This is a genomic window from Nocardioides gilvus, assembly GCF_003194605.1.
GTDB lineage: Bacteria > Actinomycetota > Actinomycetes > Propionibacteriales > Nocardioidaceae > Nocardioides > Nocardioides gilvus.
In genome coordinates, this window is record NZ_QHKY01000001.1 from 879,146 (window position 1) to 890,424 (window position 11,279).

Annotated in this window: 13 protein-coding genes; 3 read left to right on the forward strand and 10 right to left on the reverse strand. The window is 69.5% G+C overall.

Annotated elements, in window-relative coordinates; genetic code table 11:
- Positions 1 to 133 precede the first annotated feature (133 nt).
- On the reverse strand, positions 134 to 1,087 hold the full coding sequence (locus DNK52_RS04275) for an ECF transporter S component family protein (protein WP_110239686.1): 954 nt from the start codon (positions 1,085 to 1,087) through the stop codon (positions 134 to 136).
- A gap of 87 nt (positions 1,088 to 1,174) precedes the next feature.
- Entirely contained in the window at positions 1,175 to 1,726 is a 552-nt protein-coding gene (locus DNK52_RS04280) for an NAD(P)H-dependent oxidoreductase (RefSeq protein WP_110239687.1), read from the reverse strand.
- 101 nt (positions 1,727 to 1,827) lie between these two features.
- Between DNK52_RS04280 and DNK52_RS04285 the strand changes: the two genes are divergently transcribed.
- A complete protein-coding gene (locus DNK52_RS04285) occupies positions 1,828 to 2,430 on the forward strand; it encodes a TetR/AcrR family transcriptional regulator (protein ID WP_239455374.1) in 603 nt (200 codons plus the stop codon).
- Positions 2,431 to 2,435: 5 nt separating this feature from the next.
- Here DNK52_RS04285 and DNK52_RS04290 read toward each other — a convergent pair whose 3' ends face one another.
- The 7 genes from DNK52_RS04290 to npdG all read right to left on the reverse strand — a co-directional run bounded on the left by DNK52_RS04290 (position 2,436) and on the right by npdG (position 8,205).
- Positions 2,436 to 3,026, reverse strand: coding sequence for an MOSC domain-containing protein (locus DNK52_RS04290; protein ID WP_110239689.1), 591 nt, complete (start codon positions 3,024 to 3,026; stop codon positions 2,436 to 2,438).
- Positions 3,023 to 3,643, reverse strand: a complete 621-nt coding sequence (locus DNK52_RS04295; protein ID WP_110239690.1) for a class I SAM-dependent methyltransferase — start codon at positions 3,641 to 3,643, stop codon at positions 3,023 to 3,025. The genes DNK52_RS04290 and DNK52_RS04295 overlap by 4 nt, the downstream gene beginning before the upstream one ends.
- 43 nt (positions 3,644 to 3,686) lie before the next feature.
- Positions 3,687 to 3,890, reverse strand: coding sequence for a YbdD/YjiX family protein (locus DNK52_RS04300; RefSeq protein ID WP_110239691.1), 204 nt, complete (start codon positions 3,888 to 3,890; stop codon positions 3,687 to 3,689).
- A complete protein-coding gene (locus tag DNK52_RS04305; RefSeq protein WP_110239692.1) occupies positions 3,887 to 6,145 on the reverse strand; it encodes a carbon starvation CstA family protein in 2,259 nt (752 codons plus the stop codon). Before DNK52_RS04305 ends, DNK52_RS04300 begins: the two co-directional genes overlap by 4 nt.
- Before the next feature lie 138 nt (positions 6,146 to 6,283).
- Positions 6,284 to 6,661 carry a hypothetical protein gene (locus DNK52_RS04310; protein ID WP_110239693.1) on the reverse strand — a complete coding sequence of 126 codons (378 nt, stop codon included), beginning with the start codon at positions 6,659 to 6,661 and terminating at the stop codon, positions 6,284 to 6,286.
- A gap of 101 nt (positions 6,662 to 6,762) precedes the next feature.
- Complete coding sequence (locus tag DNK52_RS04315; RefSeq protein WP_162598595.1) at positions 6,763 to 7,434, reverse strand: hypothetical protein; 672 nt, start codon at positions 7,432 to 7,434, stop codon at positions 6,763 to 6,765.
- A gap of 105 nt (positions 7,435 to 7,539) precedes the next feature.
- Positions 7,540 to 8,205 carry an NADPH-dependent F420 reductase gene (gene npdG, locus DNK52_RS04320; protein ID WP_110239695.1) on the reverse strand — a complete coding sequence of 222 codons (666 nt, stop codon included), beginning with the start codon at positions 8,203 to 8,205 and terminating at the stop codon, positions 7,540 to 7,542.
- A gap of 127 nt (positions 8,206 to 8,332) precedes the next feature.
- Between npdG and DNK52_RS04325 the strand changes: the two genes are divergently transcribed.
- Together DNK52_RS04325 and DNK52_RS04330 are read left to right on the forward strand one after the other, a co-directional pair.
- Complete coding sequence (locus DNK52_RS04325; RefSeq protein ID WP_110239976.1) at positions 8,333 to 9,502, forward strand: acyl-CoA dehydrogenase family protein; 1,170 nt, start codon at positions 8,333 to 8,335, stop codon at positions 9,500 to 9,502.
- A 61-nt stretch (positions 9,503 to 9,563) separates the two neighbouring features.
- Positions 9,564 to 10,322, forward strand: a complete 759-nt coding sequence (locus DNK52_RS04330; RefSeq protein WP_110239696.1) for an SDR family NAD(P)-dependent oxidoreductase — start codon at positions 9,564 to 9,566, stop codon at positions 10,320 to 10,322.
- Here the strand turns inward: DNK52_RS04330 and DNK52_RS04335 are convergent.
- A complete protein-coding gene (locus DNK52_RS04335) occupies positions 10,282 to 11,187 on the reverse strand; it encodes a MerR family transcriptional regulator (RefSeq protein WP_110239697.1) in 906 nt (301 codons plus the stop codon). The two genes, DNK52_RS04330 and DNK52_RS04335, sit on opposite strands and share 41 nt — an antisense overlap.
- Between the last annotated feature and the right edge of the window lie 92 nt (positions 11,188 to 11,279).

An 11,279-nucleotide genomic window follows, 5' to 3' on the forward strand; every position in this document is an offset into this window, starting at 1 on the left:
CCCGCATTTCACGGCCTTCTCGCACCACGCGAGTCCTGGGGCGTCCGGGAACTGTCCGGGTTCCTCCGGAGACGGGAGATCTGACGCAGGGGGCCTTGCAGAACGGGTTGACTGGCCTCAGGTCGTTGGGGGGTCAGGCCCCGTGCGCCGGGGACTCGGGGCCCGACTCCACCAGCACCAGACCGCTCCCCCTGCGGAGCGCAGCAGGCAGCACGGAGATGACGACCAGCGCGACGAATCCGCTGAGCACCTTGTCCCCCACCGAGCTCATCACGTTGGCGAGACCGAGGGCCACGCCCACTCGGTCGGTGAATTCACCTAGGTTGTCGGTGATGTCTCCCAGACCGTGGTCGACCGCGTCGCCGAGCGCCAACAGGATCGGGACCGCGATGAGCGAGCAGAGCAGGGCGACCAACACGTTCAGGCCCAGGAAGCGCGGCAGCGTCCGCCCCAGACCCCAACGTCGTACGCCGTAGCCCCACGCGAGCGCCCCCACCACGTTGACGATCGCGAAGGGCAAGGAGACCCACCCGCTGCCGAGCACGCCGAGCGCGTTGGTTGTCGCCCCGACGGCCGCCCCTCGCCACGGGCCCAGGGCCATCGCTGCGATCGCTGTCCCGGCCATGTCCAGGTAGAGCGGTAGATGGAGCACGTCGACCAGTTCGCGGCCGAGGAGATTCAGCATCACGCCGCCCACCAGGAGGCCCAGGACGGAGCGTACGGACGCCGGCTCCACGGGGACGGGCACTTCGGCTGTGGGCGCGTCGACGAGACGAGCGCGCCGCAGCCAGGCCTCCACCTCGTCGTGGCTGGCGCCCAGGGCAGCGGCGATCTCACGGTGCAGGTCGAGGTCCAACCGCTTGCGGCCCGGGCGACAGGCGTCGTACACGGTCGTACGGGCGATCCGAGCCGCCTCGCGAGTCGCTCCCTGCGCGACGCGGCGCGCGGTGATGCGCTGGGCGATCTCCGCGTACGACGGGTTCCCGACGCTCGCTCGGTACGCCTGGAGCTCGAGGGCCACCCGGTCCCAGTAGGTCGCCTCGACGCAGCCCGTCCTCGGCTCCTCGTCAGGCTGGCTCGGGCTCATCGGTCGAGGGTAGCAACGCCGGAGACCGCTCCGCCCCGAGGCGGGACGGAGCGGTCAGCGTCTCCCCAAGGTGGGGGCAGGGAAGGCTCAGGCAGCCGAGGAGGGGACGCCTTCGTAGTTGACCAGCTTGACGAGCGCGGCCTCGAGCGCACCGAAGACCTCAGGGTCGCCGAGCACGTCGACGTCGATGCCGGACTGGGAGACCGTGACGTCCTCCAGCACCACGGCACCGGCGACGTTGGCCGAGCGGGCAGCATCGGCGTGCGCCCACTTGCCGCCGTACGGGGTGGGCGTGGTGCCGACGACGGCGAACGGCTTTGCAGAGAGCGCGCCCTGGCCGTACGGGCGGGAGAGCCAGTCGATGGCGTTGTTCAGCACGGCCGGCATGGTGCCGTTGTACTCGGGGGTGACGGCCAGGACCCGGTCGGCCAGGGCAACCTGGCGACGCACGTGGTCAGCAGCCTCCGGGGCAGAGCCGTTGTCGTCGTCCTCGTTGTAGAAGGGCAGGTGCTCGAGGCCGTCGACGATGTCGACGGTCACACCGTCAGGAGCCTGGTCGCGCAGCTTCTCGGCGAGCTTGCGGTTCAGGGAGTCGGCGCGGAGGCTTCCGACGAGGATGGCGACGCGGGTCTGGGACATGAGTTCTCCTGGAGTGGTGGCGATGGGATCAGGAGCCAAAACGGACCATGGTCCGATTTCATTCCCGATCTGGGCAGAACTTTTTCCGTACAGTCACCCCCGTGACCGAGAAGCGCCGTTCCCTCCCACTGCTCGGCGAACCCCCCGTCGAGCGCCGGGACGCAGCACGCAACCGGATCGCCATCCTGGAGGCCACCCGACGCCTCATCGACCGCGACGGGATCGACGCGGTCACCATGGAGGCGGTGGCAACCGAGGCCAACGTCGGCAAGGGCACCGTCTTCCGCCGCTTCGAGTCACGCCAGGGCCTGATGGCTGCTCTCCTGGACCACTCCGAGATGGCCTGGCAGGGAGCGGTCCTCTTCGGCCCTCCTCCGCTCGGCCCCGACGGTGATCCCCTGGAGCGCCTGCTCGCCTTCGGACCTTCGCGCCTCGAGACGACCCTGTCCAACCTCGACCTGATCCGTCACGCGACCGCCGGCCGCGGTGGACGCTCGCGTCCGCCGTACGTCTTCGCAGTCATGCACGTGCGACACCTGTTGCAGGAGATCGGGGTGCGCGGTGACCTGCCCCTGCTCGCCACCGCGATCATGGCGCCATTCGAGGTGCACATCCTCGAGCAGCAGACCCGCGTCGACGGCGTCACGACTGCGCGCATCAACGCGGGTTGGACGGATCTGGTCAGGCGGATCGTGCGCGACTGAGCGCCCTACATCGCCACGAGCGGAACGTGCGGCTCGTCCGGGAGGGTCACCGTGATCGACTGCCCCGGGACGACCTCTCCCCCGCGCTCCACGACCGACATCACCCCGGCCCTGCGGATCACGGGAGCCGTCGCAGCATCCGGTGACGCGCTCGACACGGCTCTGCCCAACGGCGTCCCGTCCGCCCGCGCCAGCACCACCTTGAGCAGACCCGGTCGGAAGCGGTTGATCAGCACGCACGGGTTGCGCTGTCCGGTCAGCCGTACGACGGGCCCACCGAGGTCGAGCAAAGTATCGGTCGGCAGCGCATGGAGGTCCAGCCCCGCGGTCAGGACGTTCTCGCCGAGATCGCCGGGGCCGAGGTCGTACCCCATCTCGCGTGCGTCGGCGAAGAGTTCCGAGCCGATCAGGTGCACCTGGCGCAGGTTGGGCTGGGTGGGGTCGCGGCGCGAGTCGAAGCGGTGCTGCACCAGCGTCCCCGCGTGGGCGTCGCCGAGTACCCCGATCCCGGCGACGAGGGTGATCGACTCGGCGGGCACCTTGCTGAAGCGATGGGTCTCGTCGCGGCTCACGGCGACGACACGGGGCGTGCTCATGCGACCCGCAGCACCGTCACGGCGAAGTCGGACTCGTCGGTGAAGGGGTCGAGGTGCCAGGTGGAGAACCGCTGCTCGACCCGCGCCACGCCCTTCTCGGTCAGGTCGGCGAGGTCGGCGTCGTACCGCTCGATCGGGTAGGCCTCGTCGCGGCGGAAGCCGATCACGACCCGACCACCGGGGCGTACGACCGCGCAGAGGTTCGCCAGCACGGCGCGCTCGGTGCCCGGGGCGACGAAGACCATCACGTTGCCGGCACAGACCACGAGGTCGACCGGCTCACCGCCGACGTCGGCCAGGGTCAGCTCGCTGAGGTCGACCACCGCGTACGTGGGTCCTGGGTGGTCGGCCTTCGCGGCCTCGATGAGCACCGGGTCGGCGTCCAGCCCGATGACGTCGTGCCCGCGGGCAGCCAACTCCCCCGCCATCCGTCCGGCGCCGCAGCCGGCATCGAGGATCCGGGACCCGCGCTCGACCATCGCATCCACGAACCGGGCCTCACCGTGCAGGTCCGCGCCCTCGGCGGCGAGCGTACGGAAACGGTCGACGTACCACTGGGAATGGCCGTCCTTGGTCTCGGTGAACCAGCGGGGACGGGGGCGTGCAGCGTCAGTCATGGCCCCATCCTGTCCCAGGCGCCAAGCGCGGCACACCGACCCCTCAACAGCAACTCGACCGCGCCGACTCCTCCCGGTGGGCGTCCCGGTGCCGTTCGAACTCACGTCGCGTCATCGGGTCCCGACCCTCGGCGCGGCACCGGGCGAGGTACTCGTCCCACTTCGCCTCACCGCTCACCTGCCGCAGGTACCAGCGCAGGCCGCGGGCCTTCGCACGTACGCCGGCGATCACCGCCGCGCGGTTCACCGCTGGGCTCCCTGTCCACCAGGCCCACCGGACTCACCGGGCCCACCGCCCCGCCCGGCACCCCGGGCCGCACTGGCGAGCTCCCGGTGCTCGGCCTCCCACCGAGCGACGGCCTCCTTCTCCTCCTTGGTGGCGAAGAAGTCAGCCGGCGCCACGAGCGCGGACCGGGCCTTCGGCACTTCGGTCGTCGGCAGGCCACCAGCCCGGACGGCCTTGAACCAGATGTACAGGGCGTTGAGGACGATCACGATCACCAGTACCGCGAAGAGCGCCTGCAGGGTGCCGTTGAGGGTGGAGTTGTAGATGATCTGGTCCATCTCTCCCTGGTCGGTCGCAGGAGCCAACAACTCGCCGGCGTCCTGCGCGTCGCGGTAACGGCTGCGTTGGCTGAAGTAGCCGATGGCCGGGTTGTCGGAGAAGACCTTCTGCCAGCTCGCGGTCATGGTCACGACCAGGTCCCAGACCAGACCGATCCCGGGGACCCACGCCCACTTCACCTTGCCGTGCTTGATCAACAGGGTCACGCAGAGCGTGAGCGCGATCGCCGCCAGCAACTGGTTGGAGATGCCGAAGAGCGGGAAGAGCTGGTTGATGCCGCCCAGCGGGTCGGTGACCCCGACGTACAACATGTAGCCCCACAACCCCACTACGACCGCACTGGCCGACCAGGAGGCCGGGAGCCAGGAGAGGTCACCGTAGCGGGGCCAGAAGTTGCCGATCGTGTCCTGCAACATGAATCGACCCACCCGGGTGCCGGCGTCGACGGCGGTGAGGATGAAGAGCGCCTCGAACATGATCGCGAAGTGGTACCAGAAGGCGGCCAACCCACCGCCGAAGGCCTCGGTGAAGACCAGCGACATGCCGAAGGCCAACGTCGGGGCACCGCCGGTGCGCGAGATCAAGCTGGACTCCTCCACCGCGTCCGCGGCTCCCTGGAGGTCAGCCGCGCTGATCGTGAAGCCGAGGTTCGCGACGAACTCGGCCGCGCTGGTCGGGTCTCCTCCGGTCGCACCCGCGGGGCTGTTGATCGCGAAGTAGAGACCGGGGTCGATGACACTGGCGGCGATCAGGGCGGAGATCGCGACGAACGACTCCATCAGCATGCCGCCGTAGCCGATCATCTGGACCTGGGTCTCCTTCGCCACCATCTTGGGGGTGGTGCCTGAGGCGATCAACGCGTGGAACCCCGACAGCGCGCCGCAGGCAATCGTGATGAAGACGAAGGGGAAGAGCTTCCCGGCGAAGACCGGTCCGTCACCCTCCAGCGCGAACGAGGTCACCGAGTCGTTCTGCAGCATCGGAGAAGCCACCACCAACCCGATGCCCAGGAGCACGATGACCCCGACCTTCATGAAGGTGGAGAGGTAGTCGCGTGGGGTGAGCAGCATCCACACCGGCAGGATGGAGGCGACGAAGCCGTACACGACCAGGGCGAGGGTCAGCTGTTCCTTCGACAGGGTCAACGCCTCGGCCAGTCCCCACTGCTCGACGTAGCCGCCACCGATGATCGCGAGCAGCAGCAGGACCACACCGATCGCGGTGACCTCCATGACCCGGCCGGGACGGATGACCCGCAGGTAGAAGCCCATGAAGAGGGCGATCGGGATGGTCAGGCCGATCGAGAAGACGCCCCAGGGCGACTCTGCCAACGCGTTGACGACCACCAGCGCCAGCACCGCCAGGATGATGATCATGATCGCGAAGACCGCGATCAGGGCCGCGATGCCACCGACGATCCCGATCTCCTCGCGGACCATCTGGCCCAGGCTCTTGCCGTCGCGGCGCATCGAGAAGAAGAGGACGACCATGTCCTGCACCGCCCCGGCGAAGATGACGCCGACGATGATCCAGATCGTGCCCGGCAGGTAGCCCATCTGCGCGGCCAGCACCGGTCCCACCAGCGGACCCGCTCCGGCGATGGCAGCGAAGTGGTGACCGAAGAGAACTCGACGATCCGTGACGTCGAAGTCGCGCCCGTTCTCGAGCCGTTCAGCTGGCGTCGCCCGGTCGGCGTCGACCTCCAGCACCCGGCGCGCGATGAACCTGGCGTAGAAGCGGTACGCGATCGCGTACGAGGCCAGCGCTGCGAAGAGGACCCACAGCGCCGAGATCTCCTCGTCGCGCGACAGCGCCAGGACCGACCAACAGACGGCGCCGAGGACCGCCACGCCGATCCAGACGATGAGCGAGAGGGGAGACGCCCGGCGGCGGTGCGGGGAGGGCGTCTGGGCTGGACTGCTCTGCACGTTGGACATGGGGCCTCCTGCCGACGGGACCCGTCATGGCGCGGGCCATGTGTCGATCTTTGACCCGCAGGAGAGCCACCGCAAGGGTCGCGACGCTGCTGGCCGAAGCGAGCGAGGGTGGAGGTCCGGTGGAGGATTCCGGCCAGCTCAGCTGGCGACGAGGTCCTCGCCCACGAGCACGCAGGAACGGGTGGCGAAGCCCTGACCGCGGAAGCCACGGATGCCCAGCTCCTCAGCCTCGTCGCTCATCACGATCAGTCCGGAGCCGTAGCGGAGATTCAGCTCACCCGCCACGTCGTCGTACGCGAGCTCGGCGGCGTTCAGCTCGGCGAAGGTGCCGGCTGCGATCACGGCGTCGAGAGCGCTGCGCAGCCGCATCCCGTCCGTGTGGGCCCGCTCGTCGGCGATGCGTGCTTCCGAGCAGGCGGCCTCCTCGGCCGTCACGCCAGGACGGCGCCAGGAACGCTCCACGAAGCCGCGCACCAACGAAAGACGAATCTGCTCCGGCAACTCGAGGTACTGCACGGCGGGCTCCTGATGGACGACTGGGTGTCCTTCGACCGTACGAAAAAATCTCGCCGCGCGGAGCAGAACGGAGCAATCCGTCCCCAGGAGCCACCGAGCGATCAGCGTCTGGCCAGTCCCGGCCTCGAGGTGACCGGTCGCCGGTCGACCCCACCTCTCATGCCTGCCCGGTTCGCGGCGATCGCCGCTCCCAGGAAGCCCGCCACCATCAGCAGCGAGGGCAGACTCTGCAGGTCGGGGGTCTCGAGCTGCGCCAGGGAGACCGCGAGCACGACGTGGGCGATCAACGCCCAGGAGACCCAACGTGGCGTCGCCCGAGCCATCAGCAGACCGATGCCCAGACAGATCTCGCCGGTGTAGAAGAAGAGGAACCCGCCGACCAGCAGGGAACGCTGGACCGGCTCCTGCATGGCAGCCGTCAACAGGTCCTCGTCGACACCGGCTTCCATGCTGAGCGCCCGCAGCAGGATCAACTGCTGCGCGAAGCCGAAGAGGATCACCGCAGCCAGCACGATCAGGACCATGCCCAGCACCCCGAACCCGAAGCCGCGCCCGCGCAGCAGGGGGCTGAGCGACGAAATGCCCAGGAGCAGTCCGAGCGAGGCGACCACGAGGATCAGCGACGCGGCCATCCAGAGCTCGGGGCTCGCGGTGGTCAAGGCCAGCACCTCACCGCTGCCGGTCGGCCGAGGGATCAGGTGGGATCCGAAGAAGAGCGCGGTGACACCGATGACGAGGGCCGCCGCCGAGACCGCCATCCATTCGCTGCGCACAGCGACAACCTATCCCCCTCGCCGCCCCTACTGGGCAGTTCTGCACCCCCTGAAATGCCGTCGACCGGGCCACCGCGAGGGCGACCCGGTCAGCACGTGCAGGGCTCAGATGTCGGTGATCCGGACACCTGCGTGCGCCTTGTAGCGGCGGTTCATGGCGATGAGGTTGGCGGTCAGCGCCTCCACCTGGTGGGCGTTGCGACGACGACCGGCGTAGACGCCGCGCATGCCGGGCACAGCGTCGGCGAGCGCCTGGACGAGGTCGGTGGCCTCGCGCTCGTCACCGAGGACCAGCACGTCGGTCTCGATCGAGGCGACCTCCGGGTCCTCGAGCAGCACGGCGGAGACGTTGTGGAAGGCACCCACGACCATGGACTCCGTCAGGATCGCGGCGGCCTGCTGGGTGGCGGAGCCCTCCTCGACCACCAGCGCGTACGGGCCCTGCTTGTCGAAGCCGAGCGGGTTGACGCAGTCGACGACGATCTTGCCGTCGAGCACCGGCTTGAGCTCGGTGAGCAACTCCTTGTGACCGTCCCAGGGCACGACCACCAGGACGATGTCGGCCGACGCGGCGGCGTCCGCGTTGGAGGCTCCCCTCACGGCGCCACCGGTTGCTTCGGCGAGCTCCGCAGCAGCAGCCTCGGCCTTCTCCGCGCCGCGCGAACCGAGCACGACGGAGAGTCCTGCGGTCGCGAAACGGCGGGCGAGCCCGCGTCCCTGGGGTCCTGTTCCTCCGAGGACGGCGATGGTCTTGCCGGCGAGGTCACTCACGTCTGCGCTCCTGTGCTTCTTGGGGGGTGTGGCCGGGCACGAGCGTACGCCTCGGCGCCGTCGAGGCCGGAGGTGAGCGTCGATAGAGTCACCCCGTACTCGATTCCGGTACTGAGGAGATGTGGACGTGAGCGCACGCAGGATGTTGCCCACCAGCGAGGCAGTCGACCTGTTGCGCCTGGTGCGGACCTTGGCGAAGGACGAGCTCGCCCCTCGCAGCGCCGAGGCGGAAGCCAGCGAGACGTTCCCCCGCGACGTGTTCCGGATGCTCGGGGAGGTCGGCGTCCTCGGGCTCCCCTACCCCGAGGAGTTCGGCGGCGGCGGACAGCCGTACGAGGTCTACCTGCAGGTGCTGGAGGAGATCGGCGCCGTCTGGTCGTCGGTCGGCGTCGGGGTCAGCGTGCACGCACTCTCCTGCTTCGGCCTGGCCAACTTCGGGACCGACGAGCAGAAGCAGACGCTGCTGCCCGAGATGCTGGGCGGCGGTCTGCTCGGCGCCTACTGCCTCTCCGAGGCGCACGCCGGCTCCGACCCCGCAGCGATGCGTACGACCGCACGGCGCGAGGGTGACGAGTACGTCCTCAACGGCGCGAAGGCATGGACCACCCACGGCGGCGAGGCCGACTTCTACAAGGTGATGGCCCGCACCTCCGACGACCGCAATGGCATCTCCTGCTTCCTCGTCGATGCCGACACCCCGGGGCTGGTCGCCGACACCCCCGAGAAGAAGATGGGGCTGACCGGCTCGACCACGGCCACCATGCTCTTCACCGACGTACGCGTCCCCGTCGAGCGGCGCCTGGGCAACGAGGGCGACGGTCTCAAGATCGCGCTGGCCGGCCTCGACTCCGGACGCCTCGGGATCGCCGCGGTCGCCACCGGACTCGCCCAGGGCGCGCTCGACCAGGCAGTCGCCTACGCCCAGGAGCGCGAGACGTTCGGCCAACGGATCATCGACCACCAGGGCCTGGCCTTCGTGCTCGCCGACATGGAGGCGGCCGTGCAGTCTGCGCGGGCCACGACACTGCACGCCGCGCGTCTCAAGGATGCCGGGCTGCCGTTCGGCCGCGAGGCCAGCATTGCCAAGATGGTGGCCACCGACCACGCGATGAAGGTGACCACCGACGCCGTGCAGGTCTTCGGTGGTTACGGCTACACCCGTGACTTCCCGGTCGAGCGCTACATGCGCGAGGCCAAGGTGATGCAGATCTTCGAGGGCACCAACCAGATCCAGCGAATGGTGATCAGCCGCTCGCTCGACAAGAGCGGCGAAGGCACGATCACCCAGGCTCCCTGAGCCCCACCAGCCTGAGTCCACCCCAGTCACACGCAGCAGACCACCACAGAGAAGGAACACCATGCAGGTCAACGACACCGCCGCCATCGTCACCGGAGGAGCCTCCGGACTGGGTGCCGCCACCGCCGCCGCGCTCGCAGCCAAGGGCGCGCACGTCTTCGCCTTCGACCTCCCCTCCTCGATCGAAGGTGCGCCCGACGTCGACGGCGTCACCTACGTGCCGGTCGACGTGACGGACCCGCTGCAGGTCGCGGCCGGCGTCGACATCGCCTCCGAGTCGCCCTCCCCGCTGCGCACGGTCGTCAACTGCGCCGGCATCGGCCCGTCCCAGCGGATCCTGGGCCGCAAGGGCACGCACGACCTCGCCTTCTTCGCCAAGGTCGTCCAGGTCAACCTGATCGGCACCTTCAACGTCATGACGCTGGCCGCCGAGAAGATCGCCGCGACCGAGCCTCTCGCCGACGACGCGCGCGGCGTCATCATCAACACCGCCTCGGTGGCCGCCTACGACGGTCAGGTCGGCCAGGCCGCGTACGCCTCCTCCAAGGGCGGCGTCGTCGGCCTCAACCTGCCGGCAGCCCGCGACCTCGCCCAGTACGGCATCCGCGTGCTCACGATCGCCCCCGGCATCATCGAGACCCCGATGCTGGCCACCGTCTCCGAGGAGTTCCGCGCCGGACTCGCCGCCGGGATCCCGTTCCCGCAGCGCCTCGGTCGCCCCGACGAGTACGCGCAGCTGGCGCTCGCACTCATCGACCACGACTACCTCAACGGTGAGGTCATCCGGATGGACGGCGCGTTGCGGATGGCGCCGCGCTGAGCTGACGCACCAACTCGGCCGCCGCGTCCCCGACGCGGTGGCCGAGGCGTACGCACTGCTCGGGCGTACGGTCCTGGAGGCCGCCGCCGACCGCGATGAGCAGGTCGGGGCGAGCCCCGTCCAGGACCTCCACCACGCGGGAGAGATGGGTCAGGTCACGGTTCATGCTGGCGGCCAGCACGAGCGCGGCGGGCTCCCTGGCCTCGACCGCTCGGGCCCAGTCCTCAGCCGGGAGGTCGGCGCCGACGTACGTGGTGTCGAGGCCGGCCCGACGGGCGGCGACGGCGAAGCCCAGCAGACCGAGCTCGTGGCGGGACTTCGGCGGCAACCCGATGATGACCTTCGGCCCCGGGCGCTCCGGCTCCGCGTCCTCGTAGGCCGACCACAGACGCCGTACGACGGCGTGGGCGACCATGTGCTCGCCCGCGACGGTGACCCGGCCCGAGGCCCAGGCCAGCCCGAGCTCCCGCAGCGAGGGCATCAACCAGTTGTCGATCGCGTCCTCGGGAGGTGCCGAGGCGAACTGCGCATCGACCACCCGCGTCACCGCGGCGACGTCGAGTCGTTCGGCGGCGTGCAACAACTCCTCGCACCCGCCGGCAACCTGAGGATCGCCCCCGGTTGCCCTGTCCTGCCCGGCCTCGGCGCCCAGACGACGACGGGTCTCCTCGGCGGCCTGCTGTGGCGTCCAGCCCTCCAGGACCAGCGAGTTCATCGTGCCCCAGGCGCGGACCGCCTCGTCGTCGTACAGGCGGTGTCCGTCGGATGAGCGGCGCGGGACGGCGATCTCGTAGCGCCGTTCCCAAGCCCGCAGGGTGGCCATCTGGACACCGATCATCTCGGAGGCCCTCTTGATCGTGTGCATGTACCAGTCCAGAACTTCGTGGGTCGTGGGTCTCCACGATAGGCGAGCCCGCTAAATGAGACATTGTGTAGCGTAATCTCGCCCCCGACGCC